Source organism: Intestinimonas sp. UBA1698 (assembly GCF_002320075.1).
GTDB classification, from domain to species: domain Bacteria; phylum Bacillota; class Clostridia; order Oscillospirales; family Oscillospiraceae; genus Intestinimonas; species Intestinimonas massiliensis.
Genome location: NZ_DCJO01000001.1, coordinates 1 through 21,814, shown reverse-complemented (window position 1 = coordinate 21,814; position 21,814 = coordinate 1). Strand labels below are relative to the sequence as shown.

General features: G+C 60.3%; 18 protein-coding genes. 14 read left to right on the top strand and 4 right to left on the bottom strand.

Going from position 1 to position 21,814, the window contains the following annotated elements:
- Nucleotide 1: 1 nt before the first annotated feature.
- The 3 genes from B3H64_RS00090 to B3H64_RS00080 form a co-directional block, all read right to left on the bottom strand.
- The gene (locus B3H64_RS00090; protein ID WP_050617207.1) at nucleotides 2-1,300 is read right to left on the bottom strand and encodes a TRAP transporter large permease; all 1,299 of its coding nucleotides are present in this window, start codon (nucleotides 1,298-1,300) and stop codon (nucleotides 2-4) included.
- Nucleotides 1,300-1,827 carry a TRAP transporter small permease gene (locus B3H64_RS00085; protein ID WP_050617208.1) on the bottom strand — a complete coding sequence of 176 codons (528 nt, stop codon included), beginning with the start codon at nucleotides 1,825-1,827 and terminating at the stop codon, nucleotides 1,300-1,302. Before B3H64_RS00085 ends, B3H64_RS00090 begins: the two co-directional genes overlap by 1 nt.
- Before the next feature lie 98 nt (nucleotides 1,828-1,925).
- Nucleotides 1,926-3,005, bottom strand: coding sequence for a TRAP transporter substrate-binding protein (locus tag B3H64_RS00080; RefSeq protein WP_050617209.1), 1,080 nt, complete (start codon nucleotides 3,003-3,005; stop codon nucleotides 1,926-1,928).
- Nucleotides 3,006-3,423: 418 nt separating this feature from the next.
- On the opposite strand from B3H64_RS00080, the gene B3H64_RS00075 reads away from it, so the two are divergent.
- The 11 genes from B3H64_RS00075 (at nucleotide 3,424) to B3H64_RS00025 (ending at nucleotide 15,068) form a co-directional block, all read left to right on the top strand.
- Nucleotides 3,424-3,957 carry a YcxB family protein gene (locus tag B3H64_RS00075; protein ID WP_286732048.1) on the top strand — a complete coding sequence of 178 codons (534 nt, stop codon included), beginning with the start codon at nucleotides 3,424-3,426 and terminating at the stop codon, nucleotides 3,955-3,957.
- A 204-nt stretch (nucleotides 3,958-4,161) separates the two neighbouring features.
- On the top strand, nucleotides 4,162-5,124 hold the full coding sequence (gene eda / locus B3H64_RS00070) for a bifunctional 4-hydroxy-2-oxoglutarate aldolase/2-dehydro-3-deoxy-phosphogluconate aldolase (RefSeq protein ID WP_286732047.1): 963 nt from the start codon (nucleotides 4,162-4,164) through the stop codon (nucleotides 5,122-5,124).
- A gap of 18 nt (nucleotides 5,125-5,142) precedes the next feature.
- Nucleotides 5,143-6,165 (top strand): sugar kinase, encoded by a 1,023-nt coding sequence (locus tag B3H64_RS00065; protein ID WP_050617596.1) that lies wholly within the window; start codon nucleotides 5,143-5,145, stop codon nucleotides 6,163-6,165.
- 43 nt (nucleotides 6,166-6,208) lie between these two features.
- Nucleotides 6,209-7,294, top strand: a complete 1,086-nt coding sequence (locus B3H64_RS00060; RefSeq protein WP_256319342.1) for a sugar kinase — start codon at nucleotides 6,209-6,211, stop codon at nucleotides 7,292-7,294.
- Nucleotides 7,295-7,329: 35 nt separating this feature from the next.
- Nucleotides 7,330-8,763: a glucuronate isomerase gene (uxaC, locus tag B3H64_RS00055; RefSeq protein WP_286732046.1), complete on the top strand. Its 1,434-nt coding sequence runs from the start codon at nucleotides 7,330-7,332 to the stop codon at nucleotides 8,761-8,763.
- 15 nt (nucleotides 8,764-8,778) lie between these two features.
- The gene (locus tag B3H64_RS00050) at nucleotides 8,779-9,978 is read left to right on the top strand and encodes an MFS transporter (RefSeq protein ID WP_286732045.1); all 1,200 of its coding nucleotides are present in this window, start codon (nucleotides 8,779-8,781) and stop codon (nucleotides 9,976-9,978) included.
- 5 nt (nucleotides 9,979-9,983) lie between these two features.
- The gene (locus B3H64_RS00045; RefSeq protein ID WP_286732044.1) at nucleotides 9,984-11,477 is read left to right on the top strand and encodes a tagaturonate reductase; all 1,494 of its coding nucleotides are present in this window, start codon (nucleotides 9,984-9,986) and stop codon (nucleotides 11,475-11,477) included.
- Nucleotides 11,478-11,488: 11 nt separating this feature from the next.
- Nucleotides 11,489-12,967: a UxaA family hydrolase gene (locus tag B3H64_RS00040; protein ID WP_286732043.1), complete on the top strand. Its 1,479-nt coding sequence runs from the start codon at nucleotides 11,489-11,491 to the stop codon at nucleotides 12,965-12,967.
- A gap of 17 nt (nucleotides 12,968-12,984) precedes the next feature.
- Entirely contained in the window at nucleotides 12,985-13,404 is a 420-nt protein-coding gene (locus tag B3H64_RS00035; protein WP_286732042.1) for an HIT family protein, read from the top strand.
- A 15-nt stretch (nucleotides 13,405-13,419) separates the two neighbouring features.
- A complete protein-coding gene (gene kduI / locus B3H64_RS00030; RefSeq protein ID WP_286732041.1) occupies nucleotides 13,420-14,262 on the top strand; it encodes a 5-dehydro-4-deoxy-D-glucuronate isomerase in 843 nt (280 codons plus the stop codon).
- Nucleotides 14,263-14,267: 5 nt separating this feature from the next.
- Nucleotides 14,268-15,068, top strand: coding sequence for a gluconate 5-dehydrogenase (locus B3H64_RS00025; RefSeq protein WP_050617219.1), 801 nt, complete (start codon nucleotides 14,268-14,270; stop codon nucleotides 15,066-15,068).
- Between the two features lie 150 nt (nucleotides 15,069-15,218).
- On the opposite strand, the gene B3H64_RS00020 is transcribed toward B3H64_RS00025, so the two are convergent.
- Nucleotides 15,219-17,555, bottom strand: a complete 2,337-nt coding sequence (locus B3H64_RS00020) for an S-layer homology domain-containing protein (protein ID WP_286732040.1) — start codon at nucleotides 17,553-17,555, stop codon at nucleotides 15,219-15,221.
- A gap of 574 nt (nucleotides 17,556-18,129) precedes the next feature.
- Here B3H64_RS00020 and B3H64_RS00015 point away from each other — a divergent pair.
- The 3 genes from B3H64_RS00015 (at nucleotide 18,130) to B3H64_RS00005 (ending at nucleotide 21,691) form a co-directional block, all read left to right on the top strand.
- A complete protein-coding gene (locus B3H64_RS00015) occupies nucleotides 18,130-18,936 on the top strand; it encodes an enoyl-CoA hydratase-related protein (RefSeq protein ID WP_238074183.1) in 807 nt (268 codons plus the stop codon).
- Nucleotides 18,937-18,989: 53 nt separating this feature from the next.
- Nucleotides 18,990-20,306: a GntP family permease gene (locus B3H64_RS00010; RefSeq protein ID WP_286732039.1), complete on the top strand. Its 1,317-nt coding sequence runs from the start codon at nucleotides 18,990-18,992 to the stop codon at nucleotides 20,304-20,306.
- A 146-nt stretch (nucleotides 20,307-20,452) separates the two neighbouring features.
- Nucleotides 20,453-21,691, top strand: a complete 1,239-nt coding sequence (locus B3H64_RS00005; protein WP_050617223.1) for a CaiB/BaiF CoA transferase family protein — start codon at nucleotides 20,453-20,455, stop codon at nucleotides 21,689-21,691.
- The last annotated feature ends 123 nt before the right edge of the window (nucleotides 21,692-21,814 follow it).

The window sequence follows — 21,814 nt, the reverse complement described above, 5'->3', positions numbered from 1 at the left end:
CTTAGTTTCCAAACAGGTTGGGCAGCAGCATGCTGATCTGGGGCACGTAAGAGACCAGCAGCAGGGTGATAATCATACACAGATAGAAGGGCAGGGTGGCTTTAACCACCTTTTCCATGGGTTGCTTGGACACGGCAGATCCAATAAACAGCACGGCGCCCACAGGGGGAGTCAGCAGGCCGATGCCGCAGTTGAGCACCACCATGATACCAAACTGAATGGGGTCCAGACCGCAGTACTGGGTAGCGATGGGCAGCAGGATGGGGGTGGCGATCAGGATAATGGGGGCCATGTCCATGATGCAGCCCAGCACCAGCAGGATTAAGTTGAGCATAAGGGTCAGGACAATTGGGTTGTCGGTGAGCCCCACCACGGCGCCAGCCACCAGATCGGGCACGTGCAGGGTGGTCAGGCAGTAGCCGAAGACGCTGGAGGTGGAGATCAGGATCAGCACGATGCCCAGAGTATCCACGCAGTTGCCCAACTCGCGCCATACCCCCTTCCAGTCCAGACCCTTATAAACGAAGACGGAGACGAACAAGGAATAGATGACGGCGATGGCGGCGGATTCAGTGGCGGTGAAGACACCAGCCACCACGCCGATGACGACGATGACGACCGCAGCCAAAGCCCAAATCGAAGTGCCGATCTGTTTGATGAAGTTAATTATGCTAAACTTATCACCCTTGGGGTAGTTGCGCTTGGCGGAGATAATATAGGAACCCACCATTAGACTGACTGCCAGCAGGGCGCCGGGCAGATAGCCGGCCAAAAACAGACTGCCAACCGAGATACCGCCGGCCGTGGTTGCATAGATAACCATGTTATGGCTGGGGGGCACCAGCAGGCCCTCGCAGGAGGAGGTAATCGTGACAGCGGTGGAGAAGTCCGCGTCATACCCCTGGTCCACCATCATGGGGATCATAATCGAACCGATCGAGGCTGTGTCGGCAGCGGCGGACCCGGAAATGCCGCCGAAGAAGTAGGAGGCCACGATATTGACCATGGCCAGGCCGCCCCGCATCCAACCCACGCAGGCGTTGGCTAGGGCAATCAGCTTTTCCGAAATGCCCCCGGAGCCCATAAGCACGCCCATGGTGATGAAGAACGGCACCGCCATCAGAGAGAAGGAACTGATGCCCTTGACCATCTGACGGCAGAGGGTGACCAAGTCCTGCCCCTGAGCCAGCAGGCACAGCACAGAGGACAGGGCAACGGCATAGGCAATGGGAAAGCGCAGGAGGATCATGACCAGGAAGCTAATCAGCAGCACCGCAATCGCTAAGGTCTGAGTATCCATTATGCATCCACCCCCTCTTTCACGAAGAATGCTTTGATGTGGTTATAGATGGCTTCCAGTTCAAAAATGACCATGGCTACACCGGCCAGAGGCACGGGGAAGTACATCCAAAAGCGGGACAGCCAGGGCATAGACACATAGGTGCCGCGACCGCCCAGGGTGGAGGTGTACCGCCAGCCCACCACAATCATGATGACGGCCAGGATGCAAACGGCAACGTCCGCCAGGATGTCAAGAAACTTCAGCAGGCCCTTGGGCAGAAAGCCATCCAGAGCGGTCATGCGGATGTGGCTCCCCCGGCGGATGGCCAGCGCGGCGGAAAGGACGGCCATATAGCTCATGAGGGTCAGCACGACCTCCTCGCTCCAGGAGGGGTCCGGGATGAACGGGATATAGCGGCCGGCCACGGCCATGGAGGTAATCAGGATGTCGGCTACCAGCAAGATCTTACACAGGACTAAAACGACCCTATAGGTAATGTCGTAGGCCGGCTTAATCTTGTCAAGGGCGACGAAAATTTGCGGCATATGAGCTCTCCCTTCTTTTGACTATGAGAAGCGAGGGCACAGGGGCACACACCCCCGCGCCCTCGCTTTTCGACCATTATGTATGGTAGCGGCGACTCTTACTTCAGGTCCTTGATCTGCTGATACAGCTCGGCCTGGTCAGCGGTGTTCTCCTCAATCACTTTGGAGCAGGCCTCCTGCCAAGGAGCCAGATCGGTAACCTCGACCACGTTGCAGCCGTCGGCCTTCAGCTCTTCCAGGACCTTGGCCTCGGCATCGGCGGACAGCGTGGCGTTAAATTCCTGGGTATACTTACCGGCCTCCATAATGACCTTCTGCTGATTCTCAGTCAGCTTATTCCAAGCGGCATCGGTGATGACGGCCTGAATGGCGCCCAGGGTGTGGCCGTCCAGGATCAGATTGTTGGCGACCTCCGGGAAGGCGTTGGACTTGTAGTTGGCAATGGGCTGCTCGGCACCGTCCACCACGCCGGTCTGCAGGGCAGAGTACAGTTCGCCGAAGGAGACGACGGTGGGATAGGCGCCCAGGCCCTCAACCAAACCGTTCATAACGGGGTCGTTGGACACACGCAGCTTCATGCCCTTCAGGTCCTCGATGCTGTTGACGGGAGTGCGGGTGAAGAAGTGACGGAAGCCCTCCTCGCCGTAAAAGATGCCGCGCAGGGGCAGACCGAGCTCTTGGGGCTCGTTGAGGAACTCGGCGGCCAAGTCGCTGTTGGCAAAGTTCCAGAAATGCTCGCGGCTCTCGAAGGTAAAGGGGATGGAGAGCAGCTTGGACTTCTGCGCGCCGTAGCTGTTCAGGGCGAAGGCAGAGATACGGGAGATGTCAACGGTGGTCTCGCCGCCCAGCATGCCGTCCAGAACGTCGTTCTCCGAGCCCAGCACACCGCTGGCCTGCACGTCAATGGTGATGGAGCCGCCGGACAGCTCCTCCACCTTCTCCTTAAAGGCCGTGGCGGTCTGGCCCACGATGGTGTCGAGGGGGTTCACCTCGGCGTAAACCAAAGTCACCTTAGGATCGTTGGCCACATCGCCGGCAGAGGCACTCTCCACAGGCGCGGAGGCGCTGGGCGCGGGGGCGCTGGCCGAGGGAGAGGGGCTTGCGGTGCTGCCGCCGCCACAGGCCACCAGCCCAAACATCATGGCGCCGGCCATCAGAGCAGAGATAAGTTTCTTCATGTCATTTCCTCCTTGAAATTGTGATAGCGGAATGGTGTTTGCCTTTGTGTGATTTCAATGTATCATAAACCTCTCTATTTGTCCACTAGTATGCTAGTAGAAAATACGGATGCATTCTTGTGCACATCGCCAAAAGTGCCCTGCCACCCTTGCCAATTCTAGTCTTAAATGCAAAAATAGTATGAAGCCCCTCCTTAGACGCAACCGGAAGGCCAAGTCGGCCGGCCAATACGGTCCGCAGCACAACCCCTTTCAACGGGTGCGCCCGCCCTTGCTCCCACGAAATCTCGGGGGGCTTCGTCCCACAGCCATCCTTTCTGTCCCCCCGTTTCCATGGTGCGGCGGGGGACGGCGGGCATGGACACCGCATTTTCTATTTTTAATTTTATATTTTACAGATTAGGTGGCGATGAATCAAGTGAACGAGCACGAACTCACGGTAATGGTACACATTGACGGAAGGCTATTTCGCAATTTTGCCCTGTTTGATACCTTCCGGCGGCAGCGCAAGTGGGTTTCCCCCGCCCTGTTTGCCGCCATTATGATCGGGTTTTCTTGCGTCTGCTTTGCCCTGCGTGGGCAAGCCGAGCAGGCGGTCTTACTGGGCGGCACGTTGCTGGCCGTTGGGCTGCTTTTGCCAGCGGCCTATTTCCTCAACTTTTTTCTCTCGGTCCGCACCCAAGTCAAAAAGCTCGGCCTAACCACCCCACAGCATGTATACACAGTTGTCTTTCAGGGGCAGAGCGGCGTATCCGTCTCTACCGACCGGGAACAGGCTTTCTATTCCTGGGAGCAGTTATATGCCGCTTATCGGGTCCCGGACGGAATCTATCTGTATGCCGCGCCCCAAAGGGCCTACCTGTTGCCTGCCGACCAGATTGCCGGCGGTGTCGATGGCTTGTGGGAGCTTCTCTGCACAAAGCTGCCCCAAAAGAACCTCCATGCCATGTGACGGGTAATGTCCCGATGCCCCGTCTTAACTAAAATTTTGGAAAACCTATGCGAATCTAATGCAAATTACACAAAAACACGCCGAAAAATTTTCTTGTCTTTCCACTTGCGCTCTAGTATGCAAGTATTATAATAGAAATAGTAATTTCTAAGATCATACAGCGGTTCAACAGTTTTAATCTTGCATGGTAGGAGGAGTATCATCATGAACGAAGTGCTCGCAAAGGTCCAACAGATCGGCGTGATCCCCGTAATCGCCATTGAGGATGCCGCCAAGGCGGTGCCCCTGGCCCGCGCGCTGACGGCGGGCGGCATTCCGGCCGCAGAGGTGACCTTTCGCACGGCGGCGGGGGAAGAGGCCATCCGGCAGATCGCGCAGAACTGCCCGGAGGTGCTGGTGGGCGCCGGCACCGTGCTGAATGAGGAGCAGTGTGACCGGGCCATTGCCGCCGGCGCCAGATTCATCGTCTCGCCCGGCTACAACGAGGCGCTGGTGGCCCACTGCCAGGCCAGAGGCATCCCCGTGCTGCCCGGCTGCGTCAACGCCTCCGACATGACCCGCGCGGTAAACGCTGGCCTGGAGGTGGTGAAGTTCTTCCCCGCCGAGCAGTCCGGCGGCCTGAGCTTTCTCAAGGCTCTGGCTCCCGTGTTTCCCAAGCTGAGCTTTATGCCCACCGGAGGCGTAAGCGCCAAGAATCTGATGGATTATCTGGGCTATGACCGCATCGTGGCCTGCGGCGGCACCTGGATGGTAAAGAAAGACCTGATTGAAGCAGAGCAGTGGGATGAGATTACCCGGGTGTGCAGAGAGGCCGTAAAGACCATGCTGGGCTTTTCTCTCCACCACGTGGGCATCAACTGCGCCGACGAGGCAGAGGCCGACCGCACCGTCCGGACGCTGTGCGCCCTCTTCGGCTTTACCTATCAAATGGGCAACTCCTCCATCGTGGCCATGCCCGCCGTGGAGTGCACCAAACAGCCCTACCTGGGGACTCACGGGCACATCGCCATCGGCGTCAACAGTGTGGATCGGGCGGTGTATTACCTGGGACTCCAGGGCGCTGCCTTCGACGAGGCCACCCGCAAGACCGACGCTAAGGGCCGCACCAAGGCCATCTATCTCCAGGGTGAGTTCGGCGGATTTGCCATTCATCTGGTGCAAAAATAAGAAAGGTGATGTATGATCATGAGTAGAGTCATTACGTTCGGCGAAATTATGCTGCGGCTGGCCCCCAACGGCTACTACCGCTTCTTCCAGAACGATCAGATGCAGGCCACCTTCGGCGGCGGCGAGGCCAACGTGGCCGTTTCGTTGGCCAACTACGGCCTGGATTCCGCCTATGTGACCAAGCTGCCCGCCCACGCCATCGGCCAGGCCGCCGTGGATTCCCTGCGGTATTTCGGCGTGGACACCTCCAGGATCGTCCGGGGCGGCGACCGGGTGGGCATCTACTACCTGGAAAAGGGGGCCTCCCAGCGGGGCAGCGTGTGCATCTACGACCGGGCCCACTCCGCGATCCAAGAGGCCCAGCCCGACGATTTCGACTGGGACCAGATCTTGGACGGCGCGGACTGGTTCCATTTCACCGGCATCACCCCGGCCCTGGGGCCCAACGTGGTGGAGATCTGCAAGGACGCCTGTCAGGCGGCCAAGGCCCACGGCGTGAAGATCTCCTGCGACCTGAACTACCGGGGCAAGCTGTGGACCCGGGCCGAGGCCCGGGCCGCCATGACCGAGCTGTGCCGGTACGTGGACGTGTGCATCTCCAACGAGGAGGACGCTAAGGACGTATTCGGCATCGAGGCCGAGGACACCGACATCACCGGCGGCAAGCTGAACAAGGAGGGCTACAAGTCCGTGGCCAAGCAGCTCATGGACCAGTTCGGTTTTGAGAAGGTTGCCATCACCCTGCGCACCTCCATCTCCGCCAGCGACAACGACTGGGCGGGGATGCTGTACGACGGGAAGGACTTCTGCTTCTCCAAGGAGTATCACCTGCGCATCGTGGACCGGGTGGGCGGCGGCGACAGCTTTGGCGGCGGCCTCATCTATGCCCTGCTGAACGGCAAGTCCACCCAGGACGCCATTGAGTTTGCCGTGGCGGCCTCCGCACTCAAGCACTCCATCGAGGGCGACTTCAACCGGGTCACAGTGGCCGAGGTAGAGAAGCTCTCCGGCGGCGACGGCTCCGGCCGCGTCCAGCGGTAACAGCAGTCAACTTTGCCCTATCTTTGTCTCAGGGAGGTTTCGGATGGTCCATTCCAACCCTTTGTTGCGGGGCGAAAGCCCTCAGAAGTTTATCACCATCGGGGAGATCATGCTGCGTCTGACCCCGCCCAACTATGACAAGATCCGGGTGGCCACCAGCTTTGAGGCCAGCTATGGCGGAAGCGAGGCCAACATCGCCCTGGCTCTGGCCAATCTGGGTATCGACAGCACCTTCTTCAGCGTGGTGCCCAACAACAGTCTGGGCAAAAGCGCAGTGCGGATGCTGCGCAGCAATGACGTTCACTGCACGCCCATGATTCTCAGCTCGCCCCAGGACACCCCCACCCACCGGCTGGGAACCTACTATCTGGAGACCGGCTATGGCATCCGCCCCAGTAAGGTGACGTATGACCGCAAGCACAGCGCCATCACCGAGTATGACTTTTCCCGGGTGGACCTGGACGCTCTGCTGGAGGGCTTCGACTGGCTCCACATGAGCGGTATCACCCCCGCCCTGTCCCCAAGCTGCCGGACCCTTACCCTTGACTGCCTCCGGGCGGCCAGGGCAAAGGGTATGACCATCAGCTTCGACGGCAACTTCCGCAGCGCCCTGTGGAGCTGGGAGGAAGCACGGGACTTTTGTACCCAGTGCCTGCCCTATGTGGATGTCCTGCTCGGTATCGAGCCCTACCACCTCTGGCGGGATGCGGATGACCCCGGCAAGGGCGACTGGAAGGACGGTCTCCCCCTGCAGCCCAGCTATGAGCAGCAGGACGAGATCTTTCAGGTCTTTCTGGAGCGCTACCCCAACCTCAAGTGCATCGCCCGTCATGTTCGGTATGTCCATTCCGGCAGTGAAAACAGCCTGATGGCTTACATGTGGTACCAGGGTCATACCTTTGCAAGCAAGCTGTTTACCTTTCATATCCTGGACCGGGTTGGGGGTGGCGACGCTTTTGCCAGCGGTCTGATCTATGCCATGATGTGCGGTTATCGCCCCATGGACATCGTCAATTTTGCCGTAGCCAGCAGCGTCATCAAGCACACGATTCACGGGGACGGAAACATTACCGATGACGTAGAGAGCATCCGCAACCTGATGAACATGAATTGCGACATCAAGCGGTAAGCCCCGACACAAAATCAACGAAAAGGAGCCTGTGGATGAAAGCGTTTATGGACAAGGACTTCCTTCTGGAAACCGATACCGCCAAGCACCTATTCCACCACTATGCGGAACAGATGCCCCTGGTGGACTACCACTGTCACATTTCTCCGAGGGAGATCTACGAGAACCGCCGTTTCAACGATCTTGTAGAGGTCTGGCTTGGGGGGAAGCAGCCCGATGGCAGCTATTTTGGCGACCACTACAAGTGGCGGGTCATGCGTTCCAACGGGGTAAGCGAGGACTATGTTACCGGTGACAAGCCCCCGGTGGAGCGGCTGAAGAAGTTTGCCGAGGCTCTGGAGCTGGCGATCGGCAACCCCATGTACCACTGGTGTAACTTGGAACTGCGCAAGTTTTTTGGCTATGAGGGCTACCTGTCGCCCGAAACCGTGGACGAGGTATGGGCCATCACCTCTGATCAACTGCAAAACGACCCCAGGCTCACCGTACGGGGGCTGATTGAGCAGTCCAACGTGGCCTTTATCGGCACCACGGACGACCCCGTGGACCCATTGGAGTGGCATGAGAAGATCGCCGCCGACCCCACGATCCGCTTTCAGGTCTGTCCCTCCTACCGCCCGGACAAAGCCATCAACATTACCAAGCCGGGCTTTGCAGATTACATGGCCAAGCTGGCCCAGAGCGTAGGCAGAAAAAGCCTGGACAGCGTTGCGGACGTCTGTGACGCCTTGGTGGAGCGGCTGGAGTTCTTTAAAACGCTGGGCTGCCGGGCCAGCGACCACGGCTTGGACTATGTTCCCTTCCGTCCCGCCACCATGGCCGAGGCCGACGCGGCCTATCGGAAGGCCATGGCGGGAGAGCCCTTGAGCCTGGCGGAGGCCGAGGGCTACCAGACCGTCATCCTCCTCTGCCTGGGCCGGGCCTACCATCGGTTGGGCATTGTCATGCAGCTCCACTACTCCTGTCTGCGCAATGCCAACCGGCGGATGTTTACCGCTCTGGGGCCCGACACCGGCTTTGACATGATTGCCCAGAACACCTGTGGCGGCAATATCGCCTCCCTGCTGTCCGCGCTGGACATGGACGGCCAGTGTCCCAAGACCATTCTCTATTCCCTCAATCCCGCTGACAATGAGCAATTGGACTCCATGCTGGGATGCTTCCAGTCCGATGAGATCCCCGGTAAGATTCAGCATGGCTCCGCCTGGTGGTTCAATGATACCAAGTCCGGTATGGAGGAACAGATGGCTTCCCTGGCCAATCTGGGGCTGCTGGGCAATTTTGTGGGAATGCTCACCGATTCCCGTTCCTTCCTCTCCTATGCCCGGCACGACTACTTCCGCCGCATCCTGTGCAACCTCATCGGCCGCTGGGTGGAGAATGGGGAGTACCCCAACGATGAAAAGGCCCTGAAGAAAATCGTGGAAGGCGTATGCTATACCAATGCCGCCCGGTATTTTGATCTGTAAGGAGTGGTCCGTTTCGTGACTCAGACATCGGAGACTCAGCGGGAGGGCCGGTTGCTTCGCAATGTGCTCTTTACCTTTTTTGTCAGCGGTGCGGCCTCTCAGCCCCTGGGCTCCTTCATCCCCTTCCTGCGGGACACTTATGGCTTCAGCTACGACCTGTCCGGCGTACTGCTGTCCTGCCAGTCCATTGGGAACCTGCTGGCTGTGCTGGCCGCAGGCTTTCTGCCCGTCTACCTGGGCCGCAGGCGGAGCATTCTGACCACTGCGGTATGGATGGCGGCCGGCTATCTGATTTTTGCCAGCGGCATGGGGACCCCCGTCCTGCTGGTCCTGGCCTGCCTCATGACCGGCATCGCCCGCGGCGGCAACTCCAATTTCGCCAACACCATGATCTCCACCCTGCCCGGAGATAAGGCCACCCGCGGCTATAATCTGCTGCACGGCTGCTTTGCCGTGGGGGCCCTGCTCTCTCCTCTGTTGCTTATCTTCTGCGCCGGGCGGTGGCCGGGTCTGGGCTGGCGGATCATGGCCGGCCTGTTGTGTCTGCTGTGCATCAGTCAGCTTGTCGTCTACGCCAAAATGCCCCTTCCGCCGGAGTATGCCAAAAAGAGCATCACGTCGGTGGATCTCCGTTTTTTTAAAGTCAAGCAGTTCTGGCTAGGCGCCGCGATGCTTTTTTTCTACATCTCCACCGAATACGCCATCGTGGGCTGGCTCGTCACCTACTTTCAGGACATCGGCGTTCTGGACCCCAACCAATCCCAGATGATGAACAGTCTTCTGTGGCTGGTCATCTTTCTCGGGCGAATGGTGGGGGCCGTCATTACGGGAAAACTCTCCCGGAGCAAGCTGCTGCTGCTGGACGGGGTGGGCCTTTTTTCCTTCTTTCTTGTTATGTTCTTCAGCCGGACCCCAGCCCCGATCATCCTGGGACTGGTGGGCGTCGGCTTCTTCATGGCCACTATTTACCCCACTGCGTTTGCCTTTGGCAGCGACTGCATCCGGGGCAACGACCTGGGCTGCAGTGTCATGATCTTTACCGGCAGCGCCGGCGGCATCCTCACCCCGGCCATGGTGGGTTTTGTAGCCGAGTGGGCGGGCATCCGGGCGGGGATGGGCCTGATTGTGGTATTTGCGGCCCTGCTGCTGTTTTCCATCCTCCTCAGCGTGTTCAGCGTACGCACAGCCCAGGCTCTACCCGAAAAAGGAGAATGATGCGAATGGAAACACTCTCTTACAAGACTCTGGAAGCACAGGGCTATAGCGGATATCTGCTCAGAGACGCCCCGGAAAAGGTCCTCCAGTTCGGCGAGGGCAACTTCCTGCGGGCTTTCGTGGACTACTGGTTTGACGTCTCCAATGAAAAGGCGGGCTGGAACGGCAAATGCGTCCTGGTCCAGCCCATCCCCCAGGGCCTGGCCAGCCCCATCAACCGCCAGGAAGGGCTCTACACGCTCTATCTCAGGGGCCGCCATAATGGAAAAAAGGTGGATCGGAAGCGGGTCATCTCCTCCGTCAGCCGCTGCCTTAACCCCTATGAGGCGGAGGACTACGCCGCCATGATGGCCCTGGCCGTCTCCGACGACCTGGAATACGTGGTTTCCAATACGACCGAGGCGGGCATCGTCTACGACCCCGCCTGCAAACCGGATGACGCGCCCCCCGCCTCCTTCCCCGCCAAGCTGACTCAGGTCCTCTACGCCCGCTGGAAGGCCGGCAGGCCGGGCTTAGTCATTCTCTCCTGCGAGCTGATCGACAACAACGGCAGGGAATTACTCCGATGCGTGAACCGGTATATCGACCAGTGGGCCCTGGAACCCGAATTCCGCACCTGGGTTATGGGGGAGTGCACCTTCTGCTCCACCCTGGTGGACCGCATCGTCCCCGGTCGGGTGAAGGACCCGATAGAGGCCGCCGCCATGGAAGCCGCCAACGGCTATCGGGATGATCTCATCGACGTGGGGGAAATCTTCGGCGTGTGGAACATCGAAGGTCCGGCATGGCTGGAGGAGAAGCTGCCCTTTAAGCGGGCGGGCCTCAACTGCCCGGTAGTCCCCGACGTGACCCCCTATAAAAAGCGCAAGGTACGCATTCTCAACGGCGCCCACACCGGCTTCGTGCTGGGGGCCTATCTGGCCGGCTTCGACATCGTGCGGGACTGCATGGGGGACGACACCGTCCGGGGCTTCATGAACCGGATGCTCCATGAGGAGGTTATTCCCACCCTTCCCCTGGATAGACAGGATCTGGAGGCGTTTGCCTCCGCTGTCCAGGACCGGTTCAACAACCCCTTCGTGGATCACGAGCTCATGAGCATCTCTCTCAACTCCACCTCCAAGTGGCGGGCCCGGAACCTGCCCAGCCTGCTGGAATATGTGGAGCAGACGGGAGCGCTGCCCGCCTGCCTCGCTATGAGCTTTGCCGCCTATGTGGCCTTTTACTCCAACGATGTCCAGAGGCTCACCGATGCCGGGCTGGTGTGCCGGCGGCCCAAGGGCGACGAGTATACCTGTTCCGACGACCGCTGGGTCCTGGAGTTCTACTGGGCTCACAGGGGCGACCGCCCGGAGGATCTGATCCACGCCGTTATGACCAATGAACGGATGTGGGGCCAGAATCTGACCGCCGTCCCTGGCTTTGAAGCTGCGGCCGTGGCCGATCTGAAGCTGATCCGGGAACAGGGCGCTCTGGCGGCCTATGCCGCCTGTCTGTAAGGAGGCGCACCATGAACCTGATCCGCATTCATCCTCTGGATAACGTGGCGGTGGCCCTGGAGGACATTCCCGCAGGGGAGACCGTCACCGCCGGAGGTAGTACCGTCACCGCCCGCCAGGCCATTCCGCGGGGCCACAAGCTCGCCCTGGCAGCCGTTCCCGCGGGGGCCCGGATCATCAAATACGGCTGCACCATCGGTCTGGCCAAGGCGGACATCGCCCCCGGGGACTGGGTCCACGTCCACAACGTGCGCACCGGCCTCAGCGAGGACGGCGTGTACGCCTACCATCCCCGGGTCGGCGCCCTGCCCCCCGTCCCTCCCCGGACTTTCCAGGGCTACCGCCGCCCCGACGGCAGGGCCGCCATCCGCAATGAGCTGTGGGTCCTCCCCACTGTGGGCTGCGTCAACGCCATCGCCCAGGCCCTGGTACGGGAAAACCAGCATCTGACAGGCGGCACGGTGGAAGGTCTTTATGCCTTTCCGCACCCCTTCGGGTGCAGCCAGATGGGGGAGGACCATGCCCAGACCCGGAAGCTGCTGGCCGCCCTGGCCCGCCACCCCAATGCGGGGGGCGTGCTGGTGCTGGGGCTGGGGTGCGAAAATCTGACGATGGAGCAATTTCAGGCCGAGCTGGGGCCCCATGACAAAAACCGCGTCCGTTTTCTGGTCTGTCAGGACGTGGAGGATGAGCTGGCCGCCGGTGCCGCCCTGCTCAAGGAACTGGCCGATTATGCCGGGACCTTCCGCCGGGAGCCGATTTCTGCCTCCGAGCTGGTGGTTGGTCTGAAATGCGGCGGCTCCGACGGTCTCAGCGGCATCACCGCCAACCCCGCAGTGGGCCGGTTTTCCGACCGGCTCATCGCCTTGGGCGGCTCTACTGTCCTCACCGAGGTACCTGAGATGTTCGGCGCGGAATCCATTCTCTTCGACCGCTGCAAGGATCAGGCCGTTTTTGACAAGGCCGTCCAAATGGTGGAGGCGTTTAAGCGCTACTTTATCCGCCACGGCCAGGTAGTCTATGAAAATCCCAGCCCCGGCAACAAGGCTGGGGGCATCACCACGCTGGAGGACAAGTCCTGCGGCTGTGTGCAAAAGGGTGGAAGCGCCCGGATCGTGGATGTGCTGGGTTACGGCGAGGCCGTGACCCGGCGGGGCCTGAACCTTCTCAGCGGACCGGGCAACGATCTGGTGTCCACCACCGCCCTCACCGCTGCCGGCGCCCACCTCATTCTCTTTACCACCGGCCGCGGCACCCCCTTTGGGGCTCCGGCTCCAACGGTAAAAATCTCCAGTAATACCGCCCTTTTTCAGAAAAAAGGGAGCTGGATCGACTTTAACGCCGGTACGGTGGCGGAAGGCGAGACCCTGGATGCCGTGGGAGACCGCCTGTTGGATCTGGTGCTTGAGGCGGCCAGCGGCAGTCCTACGAAAACCGAGCTCCACGGGGCCCGCGAGATTGCCATCTTTAAGGACGGCGTGGTGCTGTAAGAAAGGAAGCAGGTTTTATGAAAGACCCTCATTGCGGCTACTGCGCAGGCGGAGAGACCCTGGCCGCCTTCGGCATTCCCATCTGTGAGCTGAGCGTCAGCACGCTCATCCTCTTTCAGGAACAGAGCCACCCCGGCCGCTGTATCCTGGCCTATAAGGAGCATATCAGTGAGTTGGTGGACCTGACCGACGCGGAGCGGAACGCCTTCTTCACGGACGTAGCCAGAGCAGCCAGGGCAATCCACGCCGTCTTTCACCCGGATAAGGTGAACTACGGCGCTTACGGAGATACCGGAAGGCACCTTCACTTTCACTTGGTCCCCAAGTATCAGGGCGGCTACGAGTGGGGAGACGTCTTTGGGATGAATCCCGGCCGAACGTTTCTCTCCCAGGAGGAGTATACGCGCATGATCGAGCAGATCAAGCTCCATCTGTAAAAGGAGAATATCTATATGGATATCCGTTATTCCGCCAATCCGCGGGACTTCAAGCGCTATACCACGGAGGAGCTCCGAAAGGAGTTCCTTATCGAAGATCTTTACCGGCCTGACCAGGTGACGGCGTTCTACTCCCATGTCGACCGAATGGTCACCCTGGGCTGCATGCCGGTAACCAAAAGCATACCCATCGAACAGGGCATTGATGTGTGGGCCAATTTTGGAACTCATTTCTTTCTGGAGCGCCGGGAGGTCGGCCTGTTCAATATCGGCGGGCCAGGTCAGGTAACCGTAGACGGCACAGTCTATCCCATGGGCTATAAGGACTGCCTGTATATTACCCGCGGGAGTCGTGAGGTGTTGTTTTCCAGCGACAGCCCCACCGCCCCCGCCAAATTCTACATGGTCTCCGCCCCGGCCCACTGCTCCTATGAGACCCGGCTCATCCGGCTTTCCGACGCCGCCAGAAAGCCCCTGGGCGCTTTGGAAACCTCCAATAAGCGGGTCATCCACCAGTTTATCCACCCCGACGTACTCCCGACCTGCCAGCTATCCATGGGCATGACCGTACTGGAGCCGGGCAGCGTGTGGAACACTATGCCTGCCCACACACACGAACGGCGCATGGAGGTATATACCTACTTCGAGATCCCTGCGGGCAATGTGGTTTTCCATATGATGGGCGAGGGGCAGGAGACCCGCCACATCGTCCTGCAGAACGAGCAGGCCGTGATCTCCCCCTCCTGGTCCATTCATGCCGGAGCCGGCACCGGAAGCTATTCCTTTATCTGGGCGATGGGCGGTGAAAATCAGGCCTTTGACGACATGGATGTGATTCCTGTCACCGCGCTGAGGTGACGGTCATGGATATGTTGGGTCAATTTTCCCTAAAGGGAAAAGTTGCTCTGGTCACCGGGGCCAGCCATGGGATCGGCTTTTCCATGGCCGTCGCTCTGGCCGGCGCGGGCGCCGAAATTGCCTTTAACGGCCACAGTCCGGACCGGCTGAAGGCCGCTGAGGCCGAGTACGCCGCGCGGGGAATCCATGCGCGGGGCTATCTTTGCGACGTCACTGACGAGACCGCCGTCCAGAACATGGTAGCCCGGATCTCTGCCGACTTGGGGCCGGTGGACATTCTGGTCAACAATGCGGGGATGATCCAGCGTACTCCCCTGTTGGATATGTCCGCCCAGGATTTTCGCCGCGTAGTAGACGTCGATCTGACCGCTCCGTTTATTGTGGCCAAAGCCTGTATCCCGGGCATGATCGCAAAGGGACATGGCAAAATCATCAACATCTGCTCCATGATGAGCGAGCTTGGCCGGGAGACGGTCTCTGCCTACGCCGCCGCCAAGGGCGGGCTAAAAATGCTCACCCGAAACATCTGCGCCGAGTTTGGTGGAGCCAACATCCAGTGCAACGGTATCGGCCCCGGCTATATTGCCACTTCCCAAACAGCCCCCCTGCGTGAGCCACAGCCAGACGGCAGCCGTCACCCCTTCGACCAGTTTATCTGCTCCAAAACCCCGGCGGGGCGGTGGGGCAGGCCGGAAGATCTGGCTGGTCCCGCCGTCTTTCTTGCCTCTGATGCCTCCAATTTTGTCAACGGCCACATCCTGTATGTGGACGGCGGCATCTTAGCCTATATTGGCAAGCAGCCCTGATCCGCTGGCTGCTTCCATTGACGTATACGCCTTCAAATACCGAAAAGGGAGTCCCCCGGTCTTGTAGCCGGGGGACTCCCTCTCGTTTTCGGGGCAAAGAGCACGTTTTTCTCCCCATGGAGTCACAGCGCTCTTCAGGGTATGCGCCGCTTACTGGCGCAGGATCAGGGCGGCGTTAAACTCCGCGCCATCGTAGGCTCCGTTCACCTGAAGGTAATCCCCCACCTCCAGCTTCCGCAGGGTCAGGGTTCCGCCGTCCCACTCCAGGAACTTGGTGTCGTCGTCCACATGGACGGTGATGAGCTCCTCGTTGCCGGCGCTGTCCAGGCTGCGCAGATAGATGTACTGATTGCCACGCTCCGTGCTGACATAGACCACGGTGCCGTTGAGCTGGCTGCCGGAGGTGACGGCCTGCTGGACCTCGATGGCGGCGACCTGGTCGCCGTTGACCACCAGGCCGATCTTGTAGCCCGGCTTCAGGGCGGACAGTGCGATGGTCTTGCCGCTCTGGGTAATGGAGGTGGCCGAGGTAACCGTATAGGACGCTTCCTCCCCATCGGAGAGGGTCACCTCCAGAGTGCTGCCGCCCACCTCCTGAATGATGCGGTTGATGGTACCGGTCATATTGGCGCTCTGGGGGGTGGCCTCGATGCGGGTAACCACGTGGTAACGGACGGTGACCTCCACCTCGTCACCCAGCCGCAGCTTGTCAATGGCGCTCTTCTCCTCGTTGCGGTAGATGGCGGGGGGATCGGACAGGTCGATGGCAAAGCTCACTACGGTGTCGTCACTCTCGGTGACCTCCAGGGTGACGGTGGAGCCGCTGGAGGTGAACACCCGGTTGGTAAGAACGCCCTCGGTCACCGCCGAGCCGGGGTAGCAGTCCAGCCGCACCAGCTTCTCTCCAGAGAAGCGGGCGGTGGCGAACCACTCCTTCTCCAGCTCCTTGAGCTTGATGGCCGAGCCGTTATAGGTGAATACGCAGCTATCGGCCACGTCATAGCTGGTGGATTTACCGGTGGCCGGGTCGGTGAGGGTAACGGTGTTGGTGCTGCTGGCCCAGGTAAAGGCCTTGATACCGCCCTGCACATATTTCGTGACGGAATCCACCGAGACGGACAGGGCGGAGCCATCCTCGTTGGATACCCGCAGAGAGACGTAGCACCCCTCGTAACCGGAGGACAGGGTCCCCTCCAGGCCGTTGACGGTGACGGCGGAGCCGCCGGGCACGGCATACTGGTGGGTGACGCCGTCAAACCCGCTGACCCGCAGGGTACAGCCGCTGCCGGACTTCTCCACGCTGGAGAGAATGCCCGTCTCCTCCCGGGTGCCGCCGGTGAGGCGGACAGCCACCAGACGGCCCTGGTCGTCGGTCATGCAGACGGCGGTGGCGTAGCCCGCGTCGGGGTCCACCACCGAGCGGTCCCCGATGGTCTTGGAGCCCACCTGCACCTGGGTGAAGCGGTTCATGGTGACCACCCGACCGGCACCGCCTACCGTCAGGGCAATACTGTTGTCCTCGATGCCGTTGACCGAGCCGGTGAACTCCTTCAGGGCGGCGCTGAGGTAGACGTCCTCCGCCACGCCCTTGCTGGTCAGGGCAATGCGGACGTGCTTGCCCGCCTTGAGGCTGCTGCTGGTGGTCTCCATATTGTTCTCATAGATGACGGCGTCGGCGGGCAGGGAGATGCTGCTGGTGGCGCCGGTCAGATCGCCGGTGAGGGTCAGGACCACCACGCCGCTGTCCCCCTTGGTGACGGCGGCAATGGTGCCCTGGATAAAGTCATAGTCGTCGTACTCGCTCAGGTCGGTGATGGTGCCCCGCTCCTCCATGAACGTCAGGGCGCGGGAGAGCATGGTGGCCATGATGGCCCGGGTGACCTCGCCTTTGGGGCCATAGGCGTTGTTGGTGTCGCCCTGGACGATGCCGTAGACGTTGAGCAGATAAACATAGGGCTTGGCCGACTCGCGGATGGAGGCGGTGTCGCGGAAGGTCATGGAATAGGAGTCCAGTCCCTCGGCCATGGGACCGAGCTGCATGGCCCGCACCAGGTAGACCGACAGGTCCTCCTTCTCGATGGGCTTGGAGAGACTCCCATTCTGCACCAGACCCTTGAGCTCGGGGTAGGAGAGGATGCCGGTCTCCAGGCAGATGGCGAACTCCCGGTAGAACCAGGACTGGGCCCCGTTCAGCAGGCCGTCTACATCCTTCTTGCGGTCGGAGGCAATCCGGTCGGCGATCCCCTGTTTGACGGGTACGGCCCGGGCGCAGAGGGCCAGGGCCTCCGCCGTAGTCAGCTTGTTTTCCGGCTTGAAGGTGCCGTCCTCATAGCCCTTGAACATGCCCGCGTCGGTCATTTCCTCGATGTAGCTCTTGGCCCAGTGGCTGGCAATGTCCGGGAAGGTGGCCGCCGAAGCCGGAAGCGCCGTCATGGTCAGCGTCAGGGCGAAGGCCAGCAGGCAAGTGAGCAGTCGTTTGGATTTCATATCGCACCTCCATGCAGTTGTCGCGCGCAGGGTAACATAACCATACTTCTTTTAAAATTATAACGTTCTCCCGGCAAAAAAGCAACCGGCAGTTGTCGGAATCGTCAAAAACCTGGACAAGCGAGGCCCCGGACCCTCCGGCGCGGTTGGCGGGCAGTCTCCAAACGGAGACTGCCCGTTTTAAAGGCCCGGCTACAGAAAATCATCCGCGTAAAACGCGAATAAAGAATGTTTTATTTTTACTTAAAAGTAAAATAATGTTTCTTGAGATTTTTATTTTTTGCAATTTTGCCTTCTCTCTGGCCGTTTATCGTGTCTCTATTTGGATACATTCGGTGCCATGCGGAGACGATTTTGCCCAACCGCTTCTACTTTTTTGAGGCCCCCCTACAAAAAGTCCAGCGTTTTTTTGCGCTAGGCGTCCAAGGGATTCCGGATCTGGTCGCACCAATTGGCACAGACTTTGCTAGAATTTTTGGGACAAGAGACAACGCTCACGCGGCCGGCCGGCGCGGGGAGCTGCGGATCTGGCAAATTGGTTTGGATTGGAATTTTTGCAAGGAGGCTGTCAACCATGAGCGAAGCAATCAAGAAGCTGGCGGAAAGCCTGGAAAATACAAAGGTGGAGCAGGACGGGGCCATCGTCGTGATCACCATGAACCGTCCCAAAGCGCTCAACGCGCTCAACGACCAGACTCTAGGCGAGCTGGACCGGATCTTTAGCTGCATCGAGACCGAGGCGGAGGTGCTGGGCGTCATCATCACCGGCGAGGGCAAGGGCTTTGTGGCCGGCGCCGACATCAGCCAGATGAACGGCTACGGCGCCGAAGAAGGCCGCAACTACGCCAACCGCGCCCAGACCCTGTTCAATAAGATCGAGGGGCTGGAAAAGCCCGTGATCGCGGCGGTCAACGGCTATGCGCTGGGCGGCGGCTGCGAGCTGAGCATGAGCTGCGATATCCGTATCGCCTCCGAGAAGGCTGTGTTCGGCCAGCCCGAGGTCAACCTGGGTCTGGTCCCCTGCTTCGGCGGCACCCAGCGTCTCAGCCGCCTGGTGGGCACTGGCATCGCCAAGGAGATGATCTTCACCGCCCGCCAGATCAAGGCCGACGAGGCCAAGGCCATCGGCCTGGTCAACAAGGTCGTGGCGCCCGAGGCCCTGCTGGACGAGGCCAAGGCCATGATGGGCGGCATCATCAGCAAGGCCCCCATGGCCGTGCGCTATGCCAAGGTGGCCATCAACAAGGGCGTTAATATGGATCTGATGAACGGTCTGGAGCTGGAGAAGGACGTCGCCGCCCTGGCCTTTGCCTCCGAGGACGCCAAGGAAGGCACCGCCGCGTTCCTGGCCAAGCGTCCCGCCGTGTTTCAAAACAAGTGATTCTCCCCCGCAAGAGAAAGAAAGAGAATTGAATTGATTAAGGAGGAGCTTCTATGACCGTTCTTGGTATCATCGGCATCATTGCGGCTTTCTGTTTACTGATGTATATGATCATGAAGGGCTTCAACATCTATCTGACCGTGTTTGTCTGCACCCTGGTGGTGGCGCTGACCAGCCAGATGAATGTGTACGAGGCGTACAAGGTCCACTTCATGACCGGCTTTACCAACTTCTTTAAGAACTACTACCTGGTCTTCCTGACCGGCACCCTGATGGCCAAAGCCATGGATATCACCGGCGGCGCCAAGGCCATCGCCAAGGCCATCATCAAAATCATGGGCACGGAGTGGGCCTTTATTTCCGTGCCTCTGGCCTGCGGCGTGCTGTGCTACGGCGGCGTGTCCGCCTTCGTATGCTCCTTCTGCGTGTTCCCCATCGCCCTGCAGGTCTTCCGGGCCGCCGACCTGCCCCGCCGCGGCATCCCCGGCGCGCTGTGCTTCGGCTGCTCCACCTTCGCCATGATCGCCCCCGGCGCCGTGCAGATCCACAACGCCGTGCCCTCCACCAACCTGGGCACCACCTATATGGCCGGTGCGGTCAACGGCTTCCTGGCCTGCGGCTTCATGCTGGTGGTCGGCATCATCTACCTGCACTTCTGGCTGAAAAAGGCCAAGAACAACGGCGAGCACTTTGTGGCCAAGGCCAGCGACGACTTCGGCGACGACGCCAACGAGAGCCTGCCCAACCCCATCGTGGCCCTGCTGCCCCTGATCATCACCATCTGCCTGGTCAACATCAAGGTAGGCGGCGTGGTCATCGCCCCCGTTGAGGTTGGCGTGCTGGCCGGTGCTGTGTCCGCCGTCGTCCTGATGATCAAGTACATCGACGTCAAGCAGTTGCCCAAGCACTTTGCCGACGGCGCCGCCATGGCTCTGATCTCCATCACCAACACCTGCGCCGTCAACGGCTTCGGCGGCGTAGCCTCCAACAGCCCTGTGTTCTCCACCATCACCGACGCCATGGTGAACATCCCCGGCCCCAAGCTGCTGGGCCTGGTCATCGGCACCACCGTCATCGCCGGCATCTGCGGCTCTGCCTCCGGCGGTCTGGGCATCGCAGTGCCCATCCTGGGGCCGGTTTACACTCAGTTGGGTATCGCCCCCTCCATCGTCCACCGCGTCATGGCCCTGTCCTCCTCCGCGCTGGACTCCCTGCCCCATAACGGCTACATCGTCACCGTCACCAACGGTCTGTGCAACGAGACCCACAAGGACTCCTACGGCCTGACCTTCGCTCTGACCGTGGTCATCCCCTTCCTGGGCTCGCTGGTGGGCGTACTGCTCTTTACCATCTTCCCCAACCTGCCCTGACCGGGCGGTCCATTCCTCTGCTTTCTCCCTTACCATACGATGCTTCTCTCCCATCCTGTCCGGAGGCCGGCGCGGCGTTCCCTCCATCCGCCGCGCCGCCTCTCTCCGGACCCTGCGGGGGGAACGATTGAAAGGAGTTTTCTGTTATGTTTAAGCCTTTGGAAGGCGTAAAAGTCATTGACCTGACCTACTTCGTCGCCGGCCCCGGCGCGGCCCGCATCCTGGCCGACTGGGGTGCCGACGTCATCAAGGTGGAGCCCAGCTTCGGCGACCCCGGACGCGGCACCGGCGCCACCATGTCCTGCCCCACCAACAAGGACTGCAACCCCTTCTACACCGCCTACAACGCCAACAAGCGGGGCCTGTCCCTCAATCTGAAGAGCGAGGACGGCAAGGCCATTCTGGACAAGATGCTGGAAACCGCCGACGTGTTTGTGTCCAGCTACCGTACCGGCGCCCTGAAGCGCCTGGGCCTGGACTACGATTCTCTGAGCAAGAAGTTCCCCCACCTCATCTGGGCCCAGATCAACGGCTTCGGCGACTTCGGCCCCGCCAAGGACAACGCCGGCTTTGACACCGTGGCCTTCTGGGCCCGCTCCGGCGCCATGATCGACATCACCGAGAAGGACACCTCCCCCGTCAACCCCCTCATCGGCTTCGGCGACGCCACCACCTCCTGCTCCCTGTCCGGCGGCATCTGCGCGGCCCTCTATCAGAAGGCCAAGACCGGCAAGGGCTGCAAGGTCATGGTCTCCCTGTTCGCCCAGGCCATCTGGAGCGAAAGCGCCGGCATGGTCTCCACCCAGTATGGCGACGAGTACCCCAAAACCCGCCTGAATCCCGGGTCTCCCGTCATGGACACCTTCAAGAGCTCCGACGGCAAGTGGTTCTACATGAGCATCCTGGAGCCCGACCGCTACAACGACGCCCTCTTCAAGGAGCTGGGCCTGAACGAGCTCATTGGCAATCCCGACTACTCCACCGCCGTGGGCAGCAAGGCTCACACCGCGGAGCTGGTCGCCATCCTGAGCAAGGCCTTCGCCCAGCACACCATGGATGACATCTCCGGCATGTTTGCCCGGGCCGATATCGCCTATGACCGGGTCCAGCACATTAAGGAAGTCCTGGACGATCCCCAGGCCCTGGAGAACATGTACATCGTCCCCATGGCGAACAAGGACGGCACTGTCACCAAGCAGCCCGCCACGCCCATTCGCTTCGCCCTGACCGAGCCCACCTGCATCGAGGACATCGCCCCCACCATGGACCGTCAGGCCCCCATGGTCGGCGAGCACTCCGCCGAGATCCTCCGGGAGTACGGCTATTCCGACGCCGACATCGAAAGATTCCTGGCCGACAAGGTCATCACCATCGAAAAGCTGTAAATTCCCCCTGTTGTGCAGCGCGGGGTTCCATGGTACAATAACTTAACCTGTGCTCCGCGCCCCATCCGCCTTATGTGAAAGGAAGGGTTTCCCTATGCTATTTACCGAAGATCAACAGATGAT